Source organism: uncultured Sphingorhabdus sp., assembly GCF_937872355.1.
Lineage (GTDB): Bacteria > Pseudomonadota > Alphaproteobacteria > Sphingomonadales > Sphingomonadaceae > Sphingorhabdus_B.
Window position 1 is genome coordinate 37,266 of record NZ_CALMSV010000228.1, and the last position, 7,614, is coordinate 44,879.

The window sequence follows — 7,614 nt, forward strand, 5'->3', positions numbered from 1 at the left end:
CCAGCCATGCTCATTTTGCAGCCGATGGTTCGGCTGTATCGGGGCGCAGGCTGGTGCCCGCACGGCCACTACGGAACGATGAGAACCAGCTTGCCGGACTGAGCCCGGTCGAACCGTCGAGCGAGAAGGTGATGATTTCCGCGCGGCCACCGATTCGTTCCCATGCCACCGGGCCGCCAAGCCCGATGGGGGCATCGACGCGGCTGTCCGCGCTATTGTCGCGATTATCTCCAAGCAGATAATAATGGCCTTTGGGAATGCGGATGGGCGCAACATCGTCGGTCGATCCGCGCCGCGCGTCGATCGTGTCATAGCTCACGCCATTGGGCAGTGTTTCGCGCACTATTGTAACATAACAGTGCAGGCTGCCGTCGGCTTCCTGCACCAACGCACCGGGGAAATCGATTTCGGTGCAAGGGTTGTTGGCATCGACCGGCAGATCCTTTACCGGTTGGGCTTCCTGCTTGATCGGTTTGCCATTGAGGTAAACCTGCCCGCCGCGCATTTCGAACAGGTCGCCGGGCATGCCGATCACGCGTTTGATATAATCCTGGTTCTTGCCTTCGGGCGTCAGGATGACAACGTCGCCACGCTCGGGCGTTGAACCCCAGACACGGCCCTTGCTTTCGGGAAGGGTGAAGGCGAGCGAATCGACTTCCTCGCGCAAAACCAGCCACTGGAAAAGTGCCACAGGATTGGGGATGGTCGGCGAAACGAAGCTCCAGCCATAGGCAAATTTCGAAACGAACAACCGGTCACCCACCAACAACGTCGGCATCATCGAGATGGAAGGGATGTAGAAGGGCTTGGCGATGAAGCTGTGAAAGGCGAGAACCGCAAGCAACAGCCAGAACAGACCCTTGATTTCGACCCACAGCGTGTGCAGCCAGCTTTGCTTGACGACAGGTGCGGCGGTGGCTTCGGTTTCGGTGGTAACAGGTTCGCTATTCAAAACAGTCATGCTTTCGAAATCGGGAGCGCTTCGATGATCACAAAGGCCTGCGCCCAAGGGTGATCGTCGGTCAGCGTCAGATGAATGTGCGCCTCATAGCCATTTGGCACCATCGCGTCGAGCCGTGCTTTCGCGCCGCCGGTGAGCGCCAATGTCGGGGCTCCTGATGGCGCGTTGACGACGCCGATGTCCTTCATGAACACCCCGCGCTTGAACCCAGTGCCGACGGCCTTGCTGAAAGCCTCCTTCGCGGCGAAGCGTTTGGCATAGGTGCCTGCCTTGGTAAACGGACGCTTGGCTGCCTTGCCGCGTTCAATTTCGGTGAAGACGCGATTCTCGAACCGTTCCCCAAAACGGTCGAGCGAATTCTGGATGCGCTCGATATTGCAGAGATCGGAACCGAGACCGATGATCACCGCGCTGCATCCATCAATTCGCGCATCTTGCGCACGGCGTTCTCCAGCCCGTCGAAAATCGCCTCGCCGATCAGATAGTGACCGATGTTGAGCTCGGCCAATTGTGGGATTGCAGCGATGGGCTGGACATTGTCATAGGTCAGCCCGTGGCCGGCATGCGGCTCGATGCCATTTTTGGCGGCTAACGCTGCGGTGTCGGCGATGCGTTTGAGTTCGGCTTCTATCCCTGCCGTATCGCCATCAAGCCAGAGATGCGCGTAGCGCCCGGTATGCAGTTCGACCACGGGCGCGCGCAGCCGCATGGCTGCCGCGATCTGGCGCGGGTCGGGCTCGATAAACAGGCTGACGCGAATGTCGGGATCGGTAAGCCGCGATACAATCGGTGCCAGCTGGTTGTGCAGCCCCGCCGCGTCGAGCCCGCCTTCGGTCGTGCGCTCCTCGCGCCGTTCGGGCACGATGCAGGCGGCATGCGGTTTGTGGCGCAGCGCTATCTCCAGCATCTCCTCGGTTGCCGCCATTTCCAGATTAAGTGGCAAGCTGGTCGCGGCCTGAATGCGGGCAAGGTCGCTGTCGCGGATATGTCGTCGGTCTTCGCGCAGATGCGCCGTAATACCGTCGCCACCAACACGCGCGACAATCTCCGCAGCACGCACTGGATCCGGATGGTCGCCGCCGCGCGCATTACGGATAGTCGCGACATGATCGATATTGACGCCAAGGCGAAGGTGGCTTGTCATCTTCAGGCTTTCCGGCTTCCCGGCTTGACGGCTTCCGTCGCGGCCAGCTCTGGCGGCAGTTCATCGGGGGCATAGGTAGGGAAGTTGAGTTCGATGAGCGGAAAGAAAGGCACGCCCAGTTCGACGGCGCCAGCCGAGCGGTCGACGATCGATGCCGCCGCGATCACCTGACCGCCAGCATCTTCAATTGCCTTGATCGCTTCACGCGAGGAAAGGCCGGTAGTGACCACATCCTCAACCATCAGCACCTTTTGCCCTTCCTTCAGGGCAAAACCGCGACGCAAGCCGAACACACCTTCGGGGCGCTCGACAAACAGCGCGTCGACGCCAAGGGCGCGGCCCATTTCATGGCCTATTATAATGCCGCCCATCGCGGGCGAGACCACGACGTCGATTTGGCTGCGGATATCGCGCGGCAATTTCTGTGCGATCGCCACCGCCACCCGGCTCGCGCGCTCCGGATTCATCAGCAAACGTGCGCATTGCAAATAATATGCGCTGTGCCGCCCCGAGGAGAGCAGGAAATGCCCTTCCAGCAAAGCTTCGGCAGCGCGGAACTCGGAGAGAATTTCGTCTTCGGTCATGATTTTGGAGAGGTCCTTGATGGGCGTGCAATCGGTGATGCGCGATTTGCAATGCAAATAGGTGGATTCACCGCACAAATAAATGCAAAAATTGGTATTGAGGCTGCTTGAGGCTTGTGCCAAGCGCGCCTATAAGCCGCGCCAAATCGCGGTTTTATAAAAGCGATATAACAGTTTCGGGCGGGGTCTCCGCGGTAGGATTACGGGGCTAACGTAATGAATATTATGAAAAAGTTTGTTTTGGCATGCGGCATGATGCTGTTGCCCGCAATGGTATCGGCGCAAGCGGCGAATCCCGCTCCCGCACCGGTTGCGGCAGAGGCGAAAGCGGTTCCGGCCCCTGTTCAGGCCGCTCCGACGGCTGCTCCGGCCGAAGAAAAAGCTGCTGAGGCACCTGCTGCGGCCGCCTCAATGGATGGCTCGCTGCCCGGTTACACCCCGATGAAGCCCGACTATGAAAATCATGTCGGCATGCCCAAGGATCGCGGCGTCGATTTCCAGGAGCAGTTCAGCCCTAATGGCCATTATGCCAAGTGGATGAACAATTCGATCCTGCTGCCGCTGATTACCGTAATCTCGCTGTTCGTCCTCGCGTTGCTGCTTTGGGTTATCGTCCGCTATCGCCGTGCGGCCAACCCGACGCCTTCGAAAACCACGCACAACACATTTATCGAGATCGTTTGGACGCTGGTTCCCGTTCTCATCCTGCTCGGCATCGCCTATCCGTCGCTGACCCTGGTTGCGAAGCAATTCAAACCTGCGCCGAAGGAAGCTGTGACCGTCAAGGTGACCGGCTATCAATGGTATTGGGGCTATACCTATCCCGACCATGGCGGCTTTGAAGTCGTCTCGAACATGTTGCAGGAACAGTCGGCTGCGAAGCCGGGCGAACGCTTCCGCACCGAAAATGACGGTCCGAAGCTGCTTGCGGTCGACAACCGCATGGTCGTTCCCGCTGGTGTTCCGATCCGCATCCAAACGACCGCGTCGGATGTGATCCACAGCTTTGCGGTACCCGCACTCTGGTTCAAGCTTGATGCCGTCCCCGGCCGCCTCAACGAAAAGGCTGTGACGATCGAGAAGCCTGGTGTGTATTTTGGCCAGTGTTCGGAACTGTGCGGTGCGCGCCACGCTTATATGCCGATCGTGGTTGAGGCGCTTCCGCCTGAAAAATTCGCGGCATGGGTAAAGGCCAAGGGTGGCCAGATGCCGGGCGACATGGCCGCTGAAGCAGCGCCTGCTGCTGGGGCACCTGCCGCCGCCGTACCTGCTGCAACTACAACTGCACCTGCCGCCGCTCCGGCGCCGGCTGCCAAGTAATAAAGAGGTCGACCAAGATGACGACGATTGCTGCAAATCCCGCCGACCATCATGACAATGCGCATGATGCGGACCACAAGCCGGGCTTTTTCGCCCGCTGGTTCATGTCGACCAATCATAAAGATATCGGTACGCTCTACCTGATCTTCGCGATTACCGCGGGCATCATCGGTGGTGCGATTTCGGGCATGATGCGCCTTGAGCTTGCTGAACCCGGTATCCAGTATCTGAGCGGTTGGGCCTCGATGATGGCAGGCAAGGAAGCCTCGCTCGACGAAGCCTATCATATGTGGAACGTGCTGATTACCGCGCACGGTCTGATCATGGTGTTCTTCATGGTCATGCCCGCGATCATCGGCGGTTTCGGCAACTGGTTCGTGCCGATCATGATCGGCGCACCTGACATGGCCTTCCCGCGCATGAACAATATCAGTTTCTGGCTGACCGCAGTTGCCTTCATCATGTTGCTGGGATCGACTTTTGTGCCCGGTGGCACCGGCCTTGGTGCCGGTACTGGCTGGACGGTCTATGCACCGCTCTCCACTTCGGGATCGGTTGGCCCTGCCGTCGACATGGCGATTTTCTCGCTCCACCTTGCAGGCGCGGCGTCCATCTTGGGTGCTGTCAACTTCATCACCACCATCTTCAACATGCGCGCACCGGGGATGACCATCCACAAAATGCCGTTGTTCGTGTGGTCGGTGCTGGTGACCGCCTTCCTGCTGTTGCTGGCGCTTCCCGTTCTGGCTGCTGCGATCACCATGCTGTTGGTTGACCGTAACTTCGGCGGTGCCTTCTTCGATGCCGCTGCCGGTGGTGACCCGATCCTCTACCAGCACCTCTTCTGGTTCTTCGGTCACCCCGAAGTGTACATCATGATCCTGCCGGGCTTCGGTATCGTCAGCCAGATCGTGGCAACATTCAGCCGCAAGCCGGTCTTCGGCTATCTCGGCATGGCCTATGCGATGGTCGCAATCGGCGTTGTCGGTTTCGTCGTCTGGGCACACCACATGTACACGATCGGCATGAGCGTCGAGATGAAGATGTACTTTACCGCCGCGACGATGGTTATCGCGGTTCCGACCGGCATCAAGATCTTCAGCTGGATCGCCACCATGTGGGGCGGCTCGCTTACCTTCAAGACGCCGATGGTTTGGGCCTTGGGCTTCATCTTCATGTTTACCGTCGGTGGCGTGACTGGTGTTGTCCTGGCCAATGGTGGTGTCGACGATAACCTGCACGACACCTATTATGTGGTCGCGCACTTCCACTATGTGCTCTCGCTGGGTGCCGTCTTCGCGCTGTTTGCCGGTTTCTACTACTGGTTCGGCAAGATGTCTGGCCGCATGCTCAACGAGTTCCTCGGTCACCTGCACTTCTGGGTGTTCTTCATCGGCGTGAACCTGCTGTTCTTCCCGATGCACTTCCTGGGTCAGCAGGGCATGCCGCGTCGCTATCCGGATTATCCCGATGCCTTCGCGCACTGGAACCAGATTGCGTCGCTCGGCTATGCGATCATGGGCGTTGGCGTGATTATCTTCTTCATCAACGTCTTCTGGTCACTCCTGGCCGGCCGCAAGGCTGAAGGCAATTATTGGGGTGAAGGGGCGACCACGCTCGAATGGACATTGTCGAGCCCGCCGCCCTTCCACCAGTTCGAAACGCTTCCGGTCATCAAGTAAGACCGGGAACAAAGCCCCGCCCTCCGGCTAGTCCGCAGGGCGGGTTTTTGGAATAAAGACATGACAATCGCGACTAACAACATCAGTCTTCCCGCAGATTGGCGGGATTTCTGGGCGCTGACCAAGCCCCGGGTGATGTCGCTTGTCGTCTTTACAGCGTTGTGCGGATTGCTGGCTGCTCCGGGGGACATCCACCCTGTCATCGCCTTTACCGCAATCCTCTGCATTGCCACGGGTGCTGGTGCTTCGGGTGCTTTGAACCAATGGTATGAGGCCGAAATGGACGCGAAGATGAAACGCACGGCTGGACGCCCCTTGCCGGATGGCCGGATGGAGCGTGAATCGGCGCTGCAATTCGGCATCGGTCTTGCTGCCTTTTCGGTCGGCATCATGGGCGTTGCGGTAAACTGGCTGTCGGCCGGTGTTTTGGCCTTTTCGATCTTCTTTTACGCGGTCGTCTACACAATGTGGCTAAAGCCTAACACGCCGCAGAATATTGTTATCGGTGGCGCGGCAGGTGCATTCCCGCCGGTGATCGGCTGGGCCGCGGTAACTGGCGATGTGACGCTGCTGCCAGTGTTGATGTTCGCGCTGATCTTTTTCTGGACGCCGCCGCATTTCTGGGCGCTCGCACTGTTCATGAAATCCGATTATGGTGCCGCTGGTATTCCAATGCTGCCCAATGTCGCGGGCCAGCGGGTGACGCGCAACCAGATCTTCGGTTACAGCTTTGTGCTGGCGGCGGTTGCGATAGCGCCCTGGGCTTTGGGAATGACGGGCACGCTCTACGGCGCCACCGCGATTGTTCTGAACCTGCTGTTTCTCGGTCTCGCTTTTGCGGTCTGGCGCAGCGAAACAACCGAGGCAGCTGCGATGAAGGCAGAAAAGCGCCTCTTCGCTTTTTCGATCCTCTACCTCTTCATCGCCTTCGCTGCACTCGCGCTTGATCGGATGGTTTTGGTATGAGTGAGCAGCAATTTGATATGGGTCCGAAAAAAGTCGGCGATCTCAGTCTTGAAGAAAGCCGCGCGGTACGTGCGCGTCAGGCCGGGCGTTCGCGTGTCATGGCAATCGTTTTATTCGGCCTGTGCGCCCTGTTCTTTGCCATCACTATCGTCAAGGTAGGGGTGTGGGGATGACAGCGATGACGCAGCCTCAGAAATCCAATTTGAAAACCGGCCTGCTGGCTGGCGGCCTTGCCGTGGCTATGGTCGGGGTGGGTTTCGCCGCCGTGCCGCTCTATCGTATCTTCTGTCAGGTCACGGGTTTCGGCGGCACCACGATGCGGGTCAGCGAAGCACAGGCCGCGACGATCCCGGTGAGCAACCAGACCATCGTCGTCCGCTTCGATGCCAACCAGCGCGGTCTGCCATGGGAGTTCAAACCCGAACGCCCGACCGATACCGTCAGTATCGGCGCGCGTGACCTGTCGGTGTTCATCGCTGAAAATCTGTCGGACCAGCCCATCAAAGGGATGGCAACCTTTAACGTCAGCCCGGCGCAGGCCGGCAAATATTTCAACAAGGTGCAATGCTTCTGCTTCACCGAGCAGACCCTGCAGCCGAAGCAGCGCGTGCGGATGCCCGTGCTCTATTATGTTGATCCGAAGATCATGACCGATCCGGATACCAAAGATATCGAAGAAATTACGCTCAGCTATACCTTCTACCCCGTGGACGACGCGGATAAGGGAAGCTAAGGGCAAAACTGAAACAGGTTAGGGAATAGGGAAGCAAGCCATGGCCGGTGCCAAGAACCACGATTATCATATTCTTCCGCCGAGCATCACGCCGCTGGTCGGCTCGTTTGCGGCACTTACCATGTTTTTCGGCATGGTGATGATGTTCCCGCCGAAGGTACTGGGCAGTTATGGGAGCCTCGTGTTCGGCGCGGGCCTGATTGGCGTGCTCTACACTTTCTGGA

The 7,614-nt window shown here is 58.7% G+C and carries 9 protein-coding genes and 1 pseudogene; 6 read left to right on the forward strand and 4 right to left on the reverse strand.

Going from position 1 to position 7,614, the window contains the following annotated elements; genetic code table 11:
* Nucleotides 1-10: 10 nt before the first annotated feature.
* The 4 genes from lepB to pyrE are packed head-to-tail and all read right to left on the reverse strand — an operon-like array spanning nucleotide 11 to nucleotide 2,689.
* Nucleotides 11-961, reverse strand: coding sequence for a signal peptidase I (lepB, locus tag Q0239_RS15200; protein ID WP_298604423.1), 951 nt, complete (start codon nucleotides 959-961; stop codon nucleotides 11-13).
* Nucleotides 958-1,368: a holo-ACP synthase gene (gene acpS, locus Q0239_RS15205; RefSeq protein ID WP_298604425.1), complete on the reverse strand. Its 411-nt coding sequence runs from the start codon at nucleotides 1,366-1,368 to the stop codon at nucleotides 958-960. Before acpS ends, lepB begins: the two co-directional genes overlap by 4 nt.
* Entirely contained in the window at nucleotides 1,365-2,105 is a 741-nt protein-coding gene (locus Q0239_RS15210) for a pyridoxine 5'-phosphate synthase (RefSeq protein WP_298604427.1), read from the reverse strand. The genes acpS and Q0239_RS15210 overlap by 4 nt, the downstream gene beginning before the upstream one ends.
* 2 nt (nucleotides 2,106-2,107) lie before the next feature.
* Nucleotides 2,108-2,689, reverse strand: coding sequence for an orotate phosphoribosyltransferase (pyrE, locus tag Q0239_RS15215; RefSeq protein ID WP_298604430.1), 582 nt, complete (start codon nucleotides 2,687-2,689; stop codon nucleotides 2,108-2,110).
* 216 nt (nucleotides 2,690-2,905) lie between these two features.
* Between pyrE and coxB the strand changes: the two genes are divergently transcribed.
* The 6 genes and pseudogenes from coxB to Q0239_RS15245 all read left to right on the forward strand — a co-directional run.
* Nucleotides 2,906-4,009 (forward strand): cytochrome c oxidase subunit II, encoded by a 1,104-nt coding sequence (gene coxB, locus Q0239_RS15220; protein WP_298604432.1) that lies wholly within the window; start codon nucleotides 2,906-2,908, stop codon nucleotides 4,007-4,009.
* Between the two features lie 17 nt (nucleotides 4,010-4,026).
* Nucleotides 4,027-5,691, forward strand: a complete 1,665-nt coding sequence (ctaD, locus tag Q0239_RS15225; RefSeq protein ID WP_298604435.1) for a cytochrome c oxidase subunit I — start codon at nucleotides 4,027-4,029, stop codon at nucleotides 5,689-5,691.
* A 60-nt stretch (nucleotides 5,692-5,751) separates the two neighbouring features.
* Nucleotides 5,752-6,657: a heme o synthase gene (cyoE, locus tag Q0239_RS15230; protein WP_298604438.1), complete on the forward strand. Its 906-nt coding sequence runs from the start codon at nucleotides 5,752-5,754 to the stop codon at nucleotides 6,655-6,657.
* On the forward strand, nucleotides 6,654-6,830 hold the full coding sequence (locus Q0239_RS15235) for a hypothetical protein (protein WP_298604441.1): 177 nt from the start codon (nucleotides 6,654-6,656) through the stop codon (nucleotides 6,828-6,830). The genes cyoE and Q0239_RS15235 overlap by 4 nt, the downstream gene beginning before the upstream one ends.
* Nucleotides 6,827-7,390, forward strand: a complete 564-nt coding sequence (locus Q0239_RS15240; RefSeq protein ID WP_298604444.1) for a cytochrome c oxidase assembly protein — start codon at nucleotides 6,827-6,829, stop codon at nucleotides 7,388-7,390. Before Q0239_RS15235 ends, Q0239_RS15240 begins: the two co-directional genes overlap by 4 nt.
* A gap of 40 nt (nucleotides 7,391-7,430) precedes the next feature.
* Nucleotides 7,431-7,614 (forward strand): annotated as a pseudogene (locus Q0239_RS15245) (cytochrome c oxidase subunit 3); the annotation flags it as partial.